Genomic DNA, 14,569 nt, shown 5'->3' with positions numbered 1-14,569 from the left:
GATCACGAGATGATCCGCAATCACCGACATCTGCAGTGTTTTGGCAAACTGCTACACGATGCCAACCTGTGGCATCTCAATCGGCGTTCCGCTGCCGGTGCATTTGCGGTGGGGCTCTTCATGGCCTTTATACCGGTGCCGTTTCAGATGATCCTCGCTGCCGGTGCGGCGATCCTGTTCCGGGTCAATCTGCCGCTCTCTGTGGCACTGGTCTGGGTCACCAACCCGATCACCATCCCTCCCATCTTCTTTTTCGCCTATCTGGTCGGCACTTGGGTGATCGGCGCACCGCCCGAGATGGAATCCTTCGAGCTGAGCATGGAGTGGATCGAAAACGGCGGGTTGAACGGAGTCTGGGAGCCCTTCCTGCTGGGCTGTCTGATCTGCGGCACGGTCTCCGCCCTAGTGGGTTACTTTGGGATCCGCGGGCTGTGGCGACTGCACATCATCAACCACATAAAGCGCCGTCGTCAGCGGCGTAAAAGCGCCTGACAGGCCACTTCTAAAGCGGTTGTTTGCGGACTGAACTTTACACTAGCAAACTTTTAAGGCTCTTCAGTCAACTTGCCATCCACCAAATGCACGATGCGGTCCATGCGTGCAGCCAGATCCGGGTCATGGGTTACTACCACGAAACTGGTGCGGCGCTCCCGATTGAGTTCCAGCATCAGTTCATAGACCTGCCCGGCGGTGCGCCGGTCCAGATTGCCAGTAGGCTCATCCGCCAGCACACAGGTGGGGTTACCCACCAGCGCCCGCGCCAGCGCCGCCCGTTGGCGCTCCCCCCCCGACATCTCTGAGGGTTTGTGGTGGCTGCGATTTGCCAAGCCGACCCGTTCCAGCATCTCGGCAGCAGCAGTAACAGCCGCCTGGGCTGTCTGACCGCCGATCAGCAGTGGCATCGCCACATTTTCCAGGGCGCTGAACTCGGGCAGTAGATGATGGAACTGGTAGACAAAACCCATGCTGCGGTTTCGCAGCCGTCCCCGCTCCGCCTCACCGAGCGCAAACAGATCGGCACCGGCGAAGCGGACACTGCCCGCGTTGGGTCGGTCGAGCCCACCTAGGCAGTGCAGCAGGGTACTCTTGCCGGAGCCAGAGCTGCCGATGACGGCGATCCGCTCACCTTTGGCCAGCCGCAGATCAACACCCCGCAACACCTCCACCCGCAGTTTGCCTTGGGCAAAGGTACGTTGCAGACCACACGCCTCGAGTACCGCCGGATCACTCATAGCGCAGTGCCTCGGCCGGCTGGGTACGTGAGGCCTTGAGGGCCGGATAGAGGGTGGCTCCCAGCGTGATCAGGAAGGCGAAGCCACCGATGGAAAGGATATCGGAGAGGTGTGGGTCGGAGGGCAGCTCGCTAATATAGTAGATGTTAGGGTCGAGAAAGTGGATGCTGAAGAGCTGCTCGATCCACTTCACGATACCATCCACATTGTAGGCCAACGCCACACCGCCGAGCATGCCAAGCAGATTACCAACCACGCCGATGGTGGCCCCCTGGATGACGAAGATCCCCATGATCGAGCGGGGCGAGGCGCCCAGGGTGCGCAGGATGGCGATGTCTGACTGCTTGTCGGTCACCACCATCACCATCGTGGAGACGATATTGAAGGCAGCCACCGCAACGATCAGCGAGAGAATGATCCACATCATGCGCTTTTCAATCTGTAGCGCAGAGAAGAAGTTGCGATGCTGCATGGTCCAGTCGCTGATCCGATAGTAGCCACCCATCTTCAACGCCAGCTGGCGTGACACCTCGGGGGCCTTATAGAGATCATCAAGCTTCAGCCGCACCCCCGTCACATCGCCGCCCAGGCGCATCAGTTTAGCGGCATCCTGGATATGCAACAGCGCCACGCCACGGTCGTAGTCGCCCATGCCGACCTCAAAGATGCCGGTCACTTTGAAGCGCTTCAGACGCGGCATGATCCCGGCCGGGGTGACATTGATCTGCGGCGTCACCAGGGTCACCTTGTCACCCATGCCGACCCCGAGCAGATAGGCCAGTTCCTGACCAAGGATCACCCCGTAGCCGCCCGGCTGCAGGTCGGTGACGCTACCAACCTTCATCGCCTCAACCACCACTGAGACCTTACCCTCTTCCGCCGGATCAATGCCGCGCAGGATCGCACCGCTGACCTTCTGCCCATTGATGAACATGCCCTGCCCCTCAACATAGGGAGCACGACCTATCACATGGGGATTTTTGCCAGCCTGAGCCATCACATCGCGCCAGTCGGAAAGGCCGCCCTTGACCGCCGAGATAGTGGCGTGGGAGGCCATGCCGAGGATGCGCTCGCGCACCTCTTTGTGGAAACCGTTCATCACAGACAGCACCACAATCAACGCCACCACCCCCAGCATGATGCCGAGCGTGGAGATCAGTGAGATGAATGAGATGAAGTGGTTACGCCGCTTGGCACGGGTGTATCTCAGACCGATAAAGAGTTCAAACGGCTTGTACATAGCGAGCGCATTAAACCATATCCGACTGCAAAAGATCCCGAATTTTCTATAGTTAGGCAGGGGTGCTATATTTCCCTTTAGAAGCCGTCCCCTGGAGCTGTCATTGATGAAATTCTGGATTCCGCTGCTACTCGCCACCACCCTGATTCCGGCAACCCAAGTCGTTCAGGCAGAAGTATTGCTACTCGACGCGATCGCGGAAGAGCCTGTCAACAGCCCCGAAGGTCTACAACGCCCAACTCGCGGTTTGACCATGAATCAAGTCCGCATGCAGTTTGGTGAACCCGACTATGAGCACCCCTGGGTCGGCTCACCCCCCATCACTCGCTGGGACTACCCCGACTACTCCGTCTTCTTTGAGTTCGAAATGGTTCTGATCTCAGTCGTTCACCGCTGATCAGCCATCCCTTTTACCCTATGCGCCGATTGCCCGCGGAGTGGGAACCACAGTCCGCTACGCTCCTAACTTGGCCCCACACCGCCAGCGACTGGTCTGACATTCTGCAAGAGGCTGATGCAGCCTACACAGAGATCGTCGCCACCATCCTGCGTTTTCAGCCGGTGATACTGGTCTGTTTTGACCAATCGCACCGACAGCAGATTCAACGACGGCTGAACGCACAGGGGGTCGATCTGACCCATGCCAGCCTGGTGATCACCAAGACCAACGACACCTGGGTACGGGACTATGGGCCGATCACCATCCTGCACAACGATCAATCGTTGCTGCTCGATTTCCACTTCAACGCCTGGGGCGGCAAATTTGCAGCCGAGCTGGACGATGCCTGTAACCAAAACCTCGCAACACAAGGCCTGTTCGCTGGACTGCCCATGCAGTCGAGCAGCCTAACACTCGAAGGCGGCGCCATCGAGTGCGATGGCCAGGGCACCCTGATGATGGTAGAGCGAACCCTGCTCGACCCGGCGCGCAATCCAGGGCGTTCCAAACAGGCGATCGAGGAGCAGCTGCGCCGCAGCCTGGGGGCCCGCCGATTTCTCTGGCTCGAACAGGGTGGGCTGAGCGGCGACGACACCGATGGTCACATCGACACCCTGGCACGTTTCTGCACTCCAGACCGGATCTGCTACCAACAGTGCTTGGATCCGAACGACCCGGATTTCCTAGCACTGCAGGCGATGGAGGCGGAACTTCATAATTTGCGCCAACTAGACGGCGCCCCCTACGAGTTGATCCCTCTGCCACACCCTGGGCCAGTCTACGACCCACAAAGCGGCCGGCGTCTACCCGCCAGCTACGCCAACTTCCTGCTGCTCAACGGCGCCGTCCTGCTACCCATCTATAAGGTTGCAGCGGACAGCCTGGCAATGCAGCAGCTAGCGTGCTGCTTTCCCGACCGGAAAGTAGTGGGGGTCGACTGCCGCACGTTGATCCGGCAAAACGGCAGCCTGCACTGCGCCACCATGCAACTACCCGCTGCGGTTGCTCCCGCTGCCCCAGAGTAAACATCATGCTTCAGAAATCATTAAGCATTGGCCTGGTTCAACAGAAAGATTACGGCAGTCGTGAACAGAATCTAGAGAACTGCATCCAGGGAGTCCGTGAAGCCTGTGGCAGGGGGGCCCGGCTGATCCTGCTCCAAGAGTTGCACAACAGCCGTTACTTCTGCCAACACGAAGACCCGGAGCTGTTCGACCTGGCGGAACCAGTGCCCGGCCCCACGACCGAGCAGCTCGCCGTACTGGCTGCAGAGCTGGAGGTGGTGATCGTCGCCTCACTGTTCGAGCGACGGGCTGCCGGCCTCTATCACAATACCGCAGTGGTCCTGGAGAGTGACGGCACGCTGGCGGGGATCTACCGAAAAAAACATATCCCGGACGACCCTGGCTTCTACGAGAAGTTCTACTTCGCACCGGGCGATGGCCCCTTCAGCCCCATCCAGACCAGCATCGGCAGGCTCGGAGTGCTAATCTGCTGGGATCAGTGGTTCCCGGAGGCAGCACGCCTGATGGCACTATCCGGTGCAGAGATCCTGCTCTATCCCACCGCGATTGGCTGGGATCCGGGCGATGGCGCAGCCGAGCAGCAGCGCCAGTTCGATGCCTGGCAGACGGTGCAGCGTGGTCACGCTATCGCCAACGGACTGCCCCTGGTTGCCTGCAACCGCACCGGGTTTGAAACCGATCCCAGCGGCGTTACCTCTGGCATTCAGTTCTGGGGAGGCTCATTTATCTGTGGCCCTCAGGGTGAAATGCTAGCCCAGGCCAAGCAGAATGAAACCCAGGTTGTGCTCGCGAAGATCGACCTGCAGCACAGCGAGAAAGTACGTCGTATCTGGCCCTTTTTGCGGGACCGACGCATCGATAGCTACGCACCACTGCTGCAACTCTTCAATGATCCGCAGAATTCTTGACAACTTTAGTCAACTTTTTATACTCCACCCCTTCTTTTTCCAGCTTGGATGACCTGAACGATGACCGATATCGCCACCTCCCGTGCAGTTATGCACTCAATTATCCAGCGAATTGCCACTGGCCCTGAGCTCAGCAAGGATATCTCCCAAGAGGAGGCGAGGCTGGGCATGCAGGCGATCCTCAAGGGCCATGTGGACGATGTGCAGGCCGCCATTTTTCTCATCGCACTACGCATGAAGCGGGAGACCAATGAGGAGAATCTCGGCATCCTGGATGCAATCCTGCAGACAAGCCAATCGGTTACTGCCGAGGTCGATGAAGTGATCTCCATCGCTGATCCCTACGACGGCTTCAACCGCAATCTGCTGGTCGCACCCTTTCTACCAATGCTGCTTGCAGAGTGTGGTCTGCCCGCCATCAGCCACGGACTCGACAAGGTCGGACCGAAATATGGCGTCACCCATCGACATGTGCTTCAGGCGGCAGGAATGAGTGTGGATCTCACTGTTGAACAAGCGGCTGAACGCCTCGCTGACCCCGCGGTCGGCTGGGCCTACCTTGATCAGAGCAGCTTCTGCCCCGAACTCCACGACCTGATTCCGCTGCGTCAGCGCATCATCAAACGCCAAGTGTTGACCACCGTCGAAGTGATTGCCAAACCGATCTCCGGGCAGAAAAAGACCCACCTTGTCACCGGCTATGTACACAAGCCCTACCCTCCCAAATACGCCACTCTGGCACGTCATGCCGGCTTTCAGGGCGCCCTGCTGGTGCGCGGCACCGAAGGCGGCGTGATCCCCTCCTTGCGGCAGCAGGGCATGGTTTTTCGTTACGATAATTTTGGTGAAGAGGTCTCCCAGGAGATCAATCCGCATGCACTCGGGATACATCAGGAGGTTCGTGCCGTCCCCCTGCCCGAGGATCTCCCCAAACAGCCGCGCCGTGGTGATGAGGTAGCGATTATGGTGGATGTCAAGGCCACCGCAGCGGCAGCCGCCAAAGCCGGCATTGCGGCACTCAAGGGTGAGCCTGGGCCGACCTATGACTCACTGCTCTATGCCGGCAGTCTGATTCTCTGGCATACCGGCCGGGAGACCAGCCTTGAAGCGGCAGCCAATCGACTGCGCACGGTGCTCGACTCCGGCAATACTTTGAACCGTTTGAGATGATCGCGATGTCCAACAAGATCCTTGTTGCCGATCTGGGTGAGATTGCCCCAGGCAAGATGAAACGGGTGGAGATTGATGGCATGCGCTACTTGATAGCGAATCTGGCCGGAACCCACTATGCAGTGGATGATCTCTGCAGCCACGAAGAGGTCCCACTCTATCTGGGGTGTATCCAGGAAGACATGATTAAATGCTCGCTGCATGGCAGCCGCTTCAGCCTGAAAACAGGAGAACCGATGGAGGAGCCCGCAACTGACCCGATTGCGACCTATCCGGTCAAGGAGGAGGCAGGCAAGATTTACATCATCCTGGATTAAACTCGCACAGCGAGTTCATTTTCCGGAATCTGGTCACAAAATACTTAGGAACAAGGGGTGGAATTTAGGAACGATTTATCGTATATTCCGGTTGCGCAGGATATGCGCATAAAAAGCATCGGTCGAAAAGAACCGAATAAAACGCCAAAAAGGCTTTCCGGAGGGTTATATGAAATATCTGCTCGCATTTGCCGTTGCTTTTTCGGCAACACTTGTCTGGCAGACATCGAGCCAAGCGGACCGCAGTTTCGAGATTAAGGACATCGCTCACAACGGAACAGTGAAAAATTCGGGGAAAACCACTGCTCCCACTGGCATCCGTCTCTAAGCAACTCCTGCCTCGCTGGCGGCTTCCGATTCAGCCGCCGGTGAGGGACATTACCCGCATAACCTCCCCCGGATTTTCATTGAACTCATGCCGCTCCGGCTTGCGTGAGATCGCCTCGAAGATCGCCTCCTTCAGACCCTCATCGCTAATCCCCTGCCGCAACAGCGGACGCAGTTCAGCGTTGTCATGTTTGCCCAGGCAGAGATAGAGCGTACCTTCTATAGAGAGACGCACCCGATTGCAGGTCTCACAGAAATGCTGGGACATCGGAGTGATGAAACCGATACGCAGATCGGTATCGGCGACCCTGACGTAGGAAGCGGGCCCGGCACCGCGCATGGCGGCCGGCTCCAGCACGAAACGCCGCTCCAGCTCTTTACGGACCTCGCGCAGATCGACGTATCGATCAGTGGCGTTTTTACCGGTCTCACCCACCGGCATGGTCTCGATAAAGCGCAGAGTGAAATCGTGTTGCAAACAGAAGTCGACCATGTCACCTATCTCATGGTCGTTCACTCCCTTCATCACCACCATGTTAATCTTGATTGGATTCATGCCGGCCCGCTTGGCAGCCTTCAAGCCAGCCAGAACCTTATCCAGATCCCCTTGGGTGATGTGCCGAAAAAGCTCCCGATCGAGAGAGTCGAGACTCACGTTGATCCGGCTGACCCCGCTCTGTTTGAGCGAGTCAGCATACTTTTCCAACTGGGAAGCGTTGGTGCTGAGGGAGAGATCTTCGATCTGTGGCAACGCACCCAAACGCTGCACCAGCTCTGGCAGGTCTTTGCGCACCAGTGGCTCACCGCCGGTCAATCGCACCTTGCTGACGCCCATCTCGGAAAAGACCCGAATCAGGCGCTCAATCTCATCCAGCGTCAGCCAAGTATTGGGTGGGGTGAAATCCTTGAAGCCCTTGGGCAGACAGTAGAAACAACGAAAGTCGCACCGATCGGTAACCGAAAGACGGAGGTACTCGATGTTTCGTCCAAACGGGTCTCTTAGCATGGGCATCGGTGCGTCTCTTGTTGGAATGATTATTTATTCATTTTCTACCTGAAGCGACCTGCGAGCAACTTGTTCAGGGTCAAATGTTGTCTCTATAAGTCAATAATTTTTAAAGCAATCATCCTTTCTGAACAATTCCTGCAGAATGCCACTGGTCATTGAACAGATGTGAACAGTTCGTTCAATCCACATCACCACCAAGCTGTCAGCAGGTTCTGTAAACGCCTTTGATTACTGGAGATTGCCCTACATTACTTCTGTATTGGCAATAAAAAGGCAAAAAAGGTGCCAAAAAAAGAAGGCCGCCAAGTGGCGGCCTCTCTTCTTATGCTCTCCGTCTATTCTTCCCCACCCGGCAGATCCTCGGCTGGGTCGTAACCTTCCGGCAGAGAATGGGCAATACCCTTGTGGCAGTCAATACAAGTGTACCCTGCCTCAATCGCTTCGTCGTGCCGACTAGCACTACGCTCCTCCTGGCGATCAAAGTCCATGGAGTCGAAATTGTGGCAGTTGCGACACTCACGGGAGTCGGTCTCCTTCATGGTGCGCCAGACATTCTTAGCCAATTCTAGACGCTTCTCTTCAAACTTCTCCACTGTATCAATGGTACCCAGCATCTTGTGATAGAGCTCATTACTGGCCTTGATCTTGCGGATAACTTTATGGATCCACTCCTTAGGCACATGACAGTCCGGGCAGGTAGCGCGCACACCGGTACGATTGCTGAAGTGAATGGTCTCTTGCAATTCCTGGTAAACAGCCTGTTCCATCTCATGGCAAGAGATGCAGAATTCTTCAGTATTTGTCGCCTCCATAGCAGTATTAAAACCACCCCAGAGAACAACACCCGCTACGATTCCAATCAGAATCAGGGTGAACCCCCCCATTTTCTTGCCATTACTCATGTTTTATTACCTGGATTTCTGTAAAAAGCGATAGAAAAAATGCGTTCCCATCCGTCGGATGGGAACGCATCAACTGCGGAAATATACCTTACTTCGCACCCTCGAACATATTCTGTACCAAAGGCTCTGCACCCACCTGTGGGGCATGGCATTGGTTGCAGAAGTAGCGACGACTAGAGATTGTGCTCAAGGTCTTGCCATCACGGGTCACATAATGGCTGTCACCCACTTTTGGCGCCTTCTCTTTCTTATAGGTTTTCTCACTATGGCACTTCAGGCAGCCATTGTTCTTCAGATTGATCTTATATTTGTCAATCTTGTGCGGGACCATCGGCGGCTGCTGTTTATAGCTGCGGGCAATACCTCCCTTGACAGACTGAACCTTCTTCTTCGCGGGCGTTACGGCCATTGCCTCAAGATCGTCATTACCACGCAGAGACATTACTTCCGACATGGCTGATGCTGTAAAGAACAGAGTCAGCAGTGCCACCATCATGACCAGAATAGTTTTCTTCATTTCATTCTCCATCATCACTCTATATGTGAGTTGCGAATTCATAAGCAGACCCATCAGGCACGGGCCCCCTGTTTCTCAATCACCTCGGGGTTCAACCTTTTGACCTCGGAGACAGAACGACCGCCATAACTAAAAACATCTTTCGCGCAAATATCGATACAACGTCCACAATTGGTGCAATCGGAAAAGAGGATCACCGGGCTTATGCCCTTGCTTGCCCCTTTCAATGCCGGTTTGATCACCTGCGGTTCGGGGCAGACAACGAAACATTCCATGCAGTCATTGCACTCCGCCCTGTTGCTGGCGTTGACCCGCAACAGGCTTCGCTTTCCAATCAAATTGTAGAAAGCACCGACCGGACAGAGACGCCCACACCACCCTTCCTTGGCCACCAGCAAATCAAAGAGAAAGACCCCCAATATCACCATCCAGGCCGCCCCCATTCCGAAGACGATACCTCGAAACATCATGGAGACCGGGTTGATCAGTTCCCAGACGATGCCCCCGGATACCACCAACGGCAGAATCAGAGTCAAGGCAAGCATCCAGTAACGGGCATTACGGGAGATCTGAGAGGTCGTCCTGATACCCAGTTTTCGACGCAGCCAGCTAGCCAGATCGGTGATCATATTCACCGGGCAAACCCAGGAACAGTAGACCCGTCCGCCAACTACGAAGTAGAAGAGCAGCACGAGCACCACACCTATGATGGCGGCAGTCTCGGGTACCACACCGGAAAGTACCGCTTGCAGCAGCACATGCGGATCGGTCAGTGGCAATATGTCCAGCGTCAGACTTGAGGCCAGATTACCTTTCACAATCCACACCCCGAAGATGGGGCCGGCGAGGAACAGGGCGAGTATCCCCAGTTGACTCAAACGGCGCAGGATCAGCCATTTATGGGCCTTGATCCAGCCCTTGGCCGCAATGGAATCGTCACCTAATGTCGTCAGATCAACCATTACTTGTCATCCATAAAACCGCTATTGAGTGTGTCCAGAGGATTGGAAGAGAACGGCGTCTCCTCCGGTTTCTCTTCGATGATCAGCCCTTCGCCCTGCAGGTCGTAGCGTACCCCCTCGGGGAGGTTGTACTGATGCTCTACGTCCGGCGTGACCAAGGCCTCACCCGCTTTCTCTTTCTCCTTCCAGCCAAGCCGGTAATGTTTACCCAGTTCGCCCTTCGCTAGATCGGTCGGAAACACCTTGATTGCCGCCTCATCCAGAATGCAGGCCCGTTCGCAGAGACCGCAGCCGGTACAGGCGTCGGAGTGCACCACTGGTATGAACAGCGCGTGCTTTCCTGACCTGACGTTGTGCTGCATATTCAGCGTTATGGCTTTACCCCGAATTGGGCAGACATTGAAACAGACCTCACAGCGAAGACCGTGAAAGGCAATGCAGGTCTCCTGATCCACCACCACCGCAAGCCCCATACGGGAGTCCTCGATATTGGTGAGACCATGATCCAAGGCATTGGTCGGACAGGCGACGATACAGGGGATGTCCTCACACATCTCGCAAGGCCCGGTGCGGGCTACGAAATAAGGAGTCCCCGTTGCCACGTCGTCACCAACCTCACCAAGGAACAGGATGTCGTACGGACAGTCCCGTACGCACAACCCGCAACGGATACAGGCACCCAGAAAGTCCTCTTCCGGCAGCGCACCCGGTGGCCGGATATAGTGGGCAGGCAGGGCTGAGGCTCTATTGGAGTAGATCCCCAGACCCATGCCGACCAATCCGACCCCACAGGCTGTCTTGAGCATGTTGCCCAGGAACTGCCGTCGGTTCATCTCATGTTTTTTGTCTGTATCTGACATTACTGACTTGTTGGGTTGCTATCGATTACGCGTTTTTTCAGTTATGACGATCTCCGGTCTGGCGAACCAGACCGGATCCTGTCCGCCTAGGCCTTACTGATCTTCACCGCACACTTCTTGTAATCCGTCTCTTTCGAGAGCGGATCAGTGGCATCGAGGGTCAGTTTGTTGACCAGACGACCGGCGTCGAACCAGGGGATGAAGACCAACCCATCCGGCACCTTGTTGCGCCCTTTGGTATCCACCCGGCAGACAATCTCGCCACGACGCGAAGTGATCTTGGCCATTTGCCCATTACGCAGTTTGCGCTTCTTGGCGTCCTTCTTGCTCATGAAAACCACGGCATCCGGTACGGCACGATAGAGCTCGGGCACACGCCGGGTCATGGAACCTGAGTGCCAGTGTTCCAGAACACGACCGGTGCAGAGCCACAGATTGTATTCCTTGTCTGGACTCTCTGCCGCTGGCTCGTAGGGACCGAAGATGATGTTCGCCTTCTTGTCCTTCCTGCCGTAGAACTGTACACCGCTGCCTTTGGCCACATGCGGATCGTAACCTTCGCGGAAACGCCACAGTGTCTCCTTGCCGTTAACTACCGGCCAACGGATACCGCGTGCTTTATGATAGGCATCAAACTCGGCCATCTCATGGCCCTTCTTGAGAATGTTGGGCGCGGAGTTGAACAGCCGGTACTCTTCGAACAGACCCTTCTGTGCGTAAAAACCGAAGTGGTCCATCTCATCGTTGGCATACTCGTTGCCATCAGAGTCGGTCACCTTCTGTTTCGGGAACTTGTCGACTTGACCATTGGTGTAGAGAACGTCGTAAAGCCTCTTGCCGGCATATTCTGGTTTCTTGGCGATAAGATCCTCCGGCCATACATCTTCCACTTTGACATACTTGGAGAATTCCATGAGCTGCCACAGGTCAGATTTGGACTCGCCAGGAGCAGCAACCTGCTGGCGCCAGAACTGAGTGCGACGTTCGGCGTTACCGTAGGCGCCCTCCTTCTCAATCCACATGGCGGTCGGCAGGATCAGGTCAGCAGCCTGGGCCGATACCGTCGGATAGGGATCAGAAACGGTGATGAAATTTTCGGGTCTGCGCCAACCAGGATAGGACTCATCGTTCATGTTGGCAGCGGCTTGCATGTTGTTGTTACACATCACCCAGAAGCAGTTCATCTTGCCGTCTTTGAGCGCACGATGCATGGCAACCGCATGAATCAAAGTCTTGCCCATGACCGGATCCTTGGCACGGGGAATAGTGCCTTCCGGCAACTTCCATATCTTCTCGGCGAATTTGCAATGTGCGTCCTTCTTGACGACGAGGTCAGCCGGCAGACGATGGGTGAAGGTGCCTACCTCGCGGGCGGTGCCACAAGCAGAAGGCTGACCGGTCAGTGAGAAGGGGCTATTGCCAGGCTCGGAGATCTTGCCCATCAGCAGATGGATGTTGTAGACCAGGCCATTCATCCACACACCACGTGTGTGCTGGTTCATACCCATGGTCCAGTAAGAAGAGACCTTCTTGTTGGGATCGGCATAGGCTTTGGCCAGACGTTCCAGGTTCTTCTTCGGCACGCCGGACATCTTGCTGGCTTTTTCAAGGGTGTATTCCGAAACAGCCTTTGCATACTCTTCGAAGCTGACCTTATTGAACTTGCCCTTATTGGGGTTCTTGGCCGCCTTCTGCCTGGGATCACTGGGACGCAGGCCATAACCAATATCAGTCGTCGTGATATTGAAGTTGACATGTTTACCAATGAAGTCCTTGTTATAGGCCTTGTTCTGGATGATGTAGTTGGCGATGTAGTTGGCGATCGCCAGATCGGTCTGTGGTGTAAACACCATGCCATTATCAGCCAGCTCAAAGCAGCGATGCTTATAGGTGGAGAGCACATGCACTTCACAGCCCGGCTTGGTCAGACGCGTGTCGGTAAGACGTGACCAGAGGATCGGGTGCATCTCTGCCATGTTGGCACCCCAGAGCACGAATACATCGGCGTGTTCCAGATCGTCATAGCAGCCCATGGGCTCGTCAATGCCGAACCCGCGCATGAAAGCACCTACAGCAGACGCCATACAGTGGCGAGCATTGGGATCGAGGCTGTTGGAACGAAAGCCCGCCTTGATAAGCTTGGATGCGGCATAGCCTTCCCAAACGGTCCACTGTCCGGAGCCAAACATACCGACACCCTTCGGACCCTTAGCCTTACGGGCTGCCACCCACTTCTCGGCCATCGTCTTGAACGCCTCGTCCCAGGAAACCGCCTCGAACTTGCCGTTCTTATCGTACTTGCCGTTTTTCTTGCGCAGCATCGGCGTGGTCAGGCGATCTTTTCCGTAGAGAATCTTCGGCAGGAAATAACCCTTGATGCAGTTCAGGCCTTTGTTGACTGGCGCATCAGGGTCACCCTGACTGGCCACAACCTTGCCGTCTTTGACACCCATGAGAACGCTACAACCGGTACCGCAGTAGCGGCAGGCTGCTTTATCCCAACGGATACCATCATCACCTTCGGCTGCCGTAGCGGTTTTAATCGCCGGCAGGGTTACACCTGCCACCGAAGCCGCTGCAGCGACTGCATTGCTCTTAATAAAATCACGTCTAGTTAATTTCACGTTTCATCTCCTCCATTGATTCTTCACCACCATAGTGATAAATCAAAACTGTGCTAACGACCCCTTCTACATCTCTAAGCGCGTTCATCGTGTCGGAGACAGGTGAGAGCTCTTCCCCCTCATCCTCAACCGTCACGATCAGCTTGCCGACATCCTCACCTCCGTGGACCTCGACACCTGTCATCTCCGCCAATCGCTGAGAGACAACAGCTCCATTCTCCGGCTTGGTATGGACTACCAGACTACAGATATTCATGCTTGTTTAGCTCCTCCCACGGATGCTTGTGCTTCTGTCACCGCCGTCTCCGGCAGCCTATGGATTTGAATGGATTGAGTGGGGCAGATGGCGATGCACTCGCCACAGCCAGTGCATTCAGTTTCGTCCAACAGCGGGCGCGCCTTGCCACCAATCTCCAGCTTGAAGCGGATCACCGAGTCATCGCAGGCCTCCCCACAGCTGCGGCAGACAACCCCGTTGAGTGAAAGACAGTTGTCCTGGATCTGCGCGATGAGGTTCCAGGGTGCCTGCTCGAGATCATCAAAAAAGGCCAGCACCCCATGGGTGCAGGCCTTCACACAATCGCCACAAAAGGTGCAGCCGCCCTGACTGAAATCGACTTCTGGAAAACCGCCCTGGCCGCGCTTGAGAATGGTTTCGGAACAGGCTGCGATGCACGCATCGCAGCGTTCGCATGCATCAACAAAGCGAAACTCATCCGGCGCCCAGGGTGGCCGAACAATTTGACGAGAGCCCCGAAGATCGCCTCGAAGCAGCTGTATCCTGTTGATTGATGTTGTCACAAAAGATACCCCCAACGGATTAGGGAAATCCTGTCACTAATGAGTACGCGCAGCTTTGATATCAATCAATAATGCATTCATAAAAAATAAATAATTTACTTAACAATCAATGAGATGCCCATTATTTGGTAGCGCGCAAATACCCAGTTTTTGATATCAATTACCTATTTTTTGGTATATCCGTCCTTTTTATATATCATTTTATTGAACGATCCATTCAGAACAGCCACTTCTCA

The 14,569-nt window shown here is 55.4% G+C and carries 17 protein-coding genes; 7 read left to right on the top strand and 10 right to left on the bottom strand.

Annotated elements, in window-relative coordinates; genetic code table 11:
* The first annotated feature begins 9 nt into the window (after nucleotides 1-9).
* Complete coding sequence (locus L0Y14_RS06965) at nucleotides 10-492, top strand: DUF2062 domain-containing protein (protein WP_006474718.1); 483 nt, start codon at nucleotides 10-12, stop codon at nucleotides 490-492.
* A 53-nt stretch (nucleotides 493-545) separates the two neighbouring features.
* Here the strand turns inward: L0Y14_RS06965 and lolD are convergent, their stop codons facing one another.
* Together lolD and L0Y14_RS06955 are read right to left on the bottom strand one after the other, a co-directional pair.
* Entirely contained in the window at nucleotides 546-1,232 is a 687-nt protein-coding gene (lolD, locus tag L0Y14_RS06960) for a lipoprotein-releasing ABC transporter ATP-binding protein LolD (RefSeq protein WP_005959798.1), read from the bottom strand.
* The gene (locus tag L0Y14_RS06955) at nucleotides 1,225-2,472 is read right to left on the bottom strand and encodes a lipoprotein-releasing ABC transporter permease subunit (protein ID WP_006474719.1); all 1,248 of its coding nucleotides are present in this window, start codon (nucleotides 2,470-2,472) and stop codon (nucleotides 1,225-1,227) included. The genes lolD and L0Y14_RS06955 overlap by 8 nt, the downstream gene beginning before the upstream one ends.
* A 106-nt stretch (nucleotides 2,473-2,578) precedes the next feature.
* Between L0Y14_RS06955 and L0Y14_RS06950 the strand changes: the two genes are divergently transcribed.
* The 6 genes from L0Y14_RS06950 to L0Y14_RS06925 all read left to right on the top strand — a co-directional run bounded on the left by L0Y14_RS06950 (nucleotide 2,579) and on the right by L0Y14_RS06925 (nucleotide 6,659).
* The gene (locus tag L0Y14_RS06950) at nucleotides 2,579-2,869 is read left to right on the top strand and encodes a hypothetical protein (protein WP_006474720.1); all 291 of its coding nucleotides are present in this window, start codon (nucleotides 2,579-2,581) and stop codon (nucleotides 2,867-2,869) included.
* 20 nt (nucleotides 2,870-2,889) lie between these two features.
* Nucleotides 2,890-3,936 (top strand): agmatine deiminase family protein, encoded by a 1,047-nt coding sequence (locus L0Y14_RS06945; RefSeq protein ID WP_005959801.1) that lies wholly within the window; start codon nucleotides 2,890-2,892, stop codon nucleotides 3,934-3,936.
* A 5-nt stretch (nucleotides 3,937-3,941) separates the two neighbouring features.
* Complete coding sequence (locus L0Y14_RS06940) at nucleotides 3,942-4,844, top strand: carbon-nitrogen hydrolase (RefSeq protein WP_005959802.1); 903 nt, start codon at nucleotides 3,942-3,944, stop codon at nucleotides 4,842-4,844.
* Nucleotides 4,845-4,904: 60 nt separating this feature from the next.
* On the top strand, nucleotides 4,905-6,014 hold the full coding sequence (locus tag L0Y14_RS06935; protein ID WP_005959803.1) for an anthranilate phosphoribosyltransferase: 1,110 nt from the start codon (nucleotides 4,905-4,907) through the stop codon (nucleotides 6,012-6,014).
* A 5-nt stretch (nucleotides 6,015-6,019) separates the two neighbouring features.
* Nucleotides 6,020-6,331 carry a non-heme iron oxygenase ferredoxin subunit gene (locus L0Y14_RS06930; RefSeq protein WP_006474724.1) on the top strand — a complete coding sequence of 104 codons (312 nt, stop codon included), beginning with the start codon at nucleotides 6,020-6,022 and terminating at the stop codon, nucleotides 6,329-6,331.
* A 169-nt stretch (nucleotides 6,332-6,500) separates the two neighbouring features.
* The gene (locus tag L0Y14_RS06925; RefSeq protein WP_006474725.1) at nucleotides 6,501-6,659 is read left to right on the top strand and encodes a hypothetical protein; all 159 of its coding nucleotides are present in this window, start codon (nucleotides 6,501-6,503) and stop codon (nucleotides 6,657-6,659) included.
* Between the two features lie 30 nt (nucleotides 6,660-6,689).
* On the opposite strand, the gene moaA is transcribed toward L0Y14_RS06925, so the two are convergent.
* The 8 genes from moaA to napF form a co-directional block, all read right to left on the bottom strand.
* Nucleotides 6,690-7,670 carry a GTP 3',8-cyclase MoaA gene (gene moaA / locus L0Y14_RS06920; RefSeq protein WP_005959805.1) on the bottom strand — a complete coding sequence of 327 codons (981 nt, stop codon included), beginning with the start codon at nucleotides 7,668-7,670 and terminating at the stop codon, nucleotides 6,690-6,692.
* 332 nt (nucleotides 7,671-8,002) lie between these two features.
* Nucleotides 8,003-8,569: a NapC/NirT family cytochrome c gene (locus tag L0Y14_RS06915; RefSeq protein ID WP_005959806.1), complete on the bottom strand. Its 567-nt coding sequence runs from the start codon at nucleotides 8,567-8,569 to the stop codon at nucleotides 8,003-8,005.
* Nucleotides 8,570-8,657: 88 nt separating this feature from the next.
* A complete protein-coding gene (locus L0Y14_RS06910; protein WP_006474728.1) occupies nucleotides 8,658-9,086 on the bottom strand; it encodes a nitrate reductase cytochrome c-type subunit in 429 nt (142 codons plus the stop codon).
* A 53-nt stretch (nucleotides 9,087-9,139) separates the two neighbouring features.
* On the bottom strand, nucleotides 9,140-10,048 hold the full coding sequence (gene napH, locus L0Y14_RS06905; protein ID WP_005959808.1) for a quinol dehydrogenase ferredoxin subunit NapH: 909 nt from the start codon (nucleotides 10,046-10,048) through the stop codon (nucleotides 9,140-9,142).
* Nucleotides 10,048-10,908 carry a ferredoxin-type protein NapG gene (gene napG, locus L0Y14_RS06900; protein ID WP_005959809.1) on the bottom strand — a complete coding sequence of 287 codons (861 nt, stop codon included), beginning with the start codon at nucleotides 10,906-10,908 and terminating at the stop codon, nucleotides 10,048-10,050. The genes napH and napG overlap by 1 nt, the downstream gene beginning before the upstream one ends.
* Before the next feature lie 86 nt (nucleotides 10,909-10,994).
* Nucleotides 10,995-13,475, bottom strand: coding sequence for a nitrate reductase catalytic subunit NapA (napA, locus tag L0Y14_RS06895; RefSeq protein WP_305790626.1), 2,481 nt, complete (start codon nucleotides 13,473-13,475; stop codon nucleotides 10,995-10,997).
* A gap of 43 nt (nucleotides 13,476-13,518) precedes the next feature.
* On the bottom strand, nucleotides 13,519-13,788 hold the full coding sequence (locus L0Y14_RS06890; RefSeq protein ID WP_005959812.1) for a chaperone NapD: 270 nt from the start codon (nucleotides 13,786-13,788) through the stop codon (nucleotides 13,519-13,521).
* Entirely contained in the window at nucleotides 13,785-14,333 is a 549-nt protein-coding gene (gene napF, locus L0Y14_RS06885; protein ID WP_138921830.1) for a ferredoxin-type protein NapF, read from the bottom strand. The genes L0Y14_RS06890 and napF overlap by 4 nt, the downstream gene beginning before the upstream one ends.
* Between the last annotated feature and the right edge of the window lie 236 nt (nucleotides 14,334-14,569).

Origin of the sequence: Candidatus Endoriftia persephonae, assembly GCF_023733635.1 — a bacterium.
GTDB lineage: Bacteria > Pseudomonadota > Gammaproteobacteria > Chromatiales > Chromatiaceae > Endoriftia > Endoriftia persephonae.
Note: the sequence above shows the minus strand (reverse complement) of the source record. Positions and strands in the feature narration are given on the sequence as shown.